1 pseudogene is annotated in these 266 nt (G+C 72.9%); it reads right to left on the bottom strand.

What is annotated here, in order from left to right:
* A pseudogene (locus AC1RP4_RS08030) lies at positions 1–245 on the bottom strand (hypothetical protein); the annotation flags it as partial.
* Between the last annotated feature and the right edge of the window lie 21 nt (positions 246–266).

The following is a 266-nucleotide window of genomic DNA, read 5'->3' as shown; positions in this document are numbered from 1 at the left end:
ATGCTCGTGATCGGCGTGATCAGCGCGCCGCCGTTGCCCGCGACACCGGTGACGGCGTTGATGACGCCCGGACCGGCGTTGGCGACCGTGCCGACGATGCCGCCGAGACTGCCGGTCGCGCCGCCGACACCACCCGCTGCGCCGGCCAGCGTTCCAACTGCACCGGTTGCCGTGTTGGCTACCGTGCCCACGATGCCACCGAGGCCGCCGGTCACGCCGCCGATACCACCCGCTGCGCCGGCCAACGTCCCCACTGCACCCGTTGC

The sequence above is a fragment of the Dellaglioa sp. CoH-56-MRSF-10 genome, from assembly GCF_056782175.1.
This window is presented reverse-complemented; position numbering and strand designations above follow the sequence as displayed.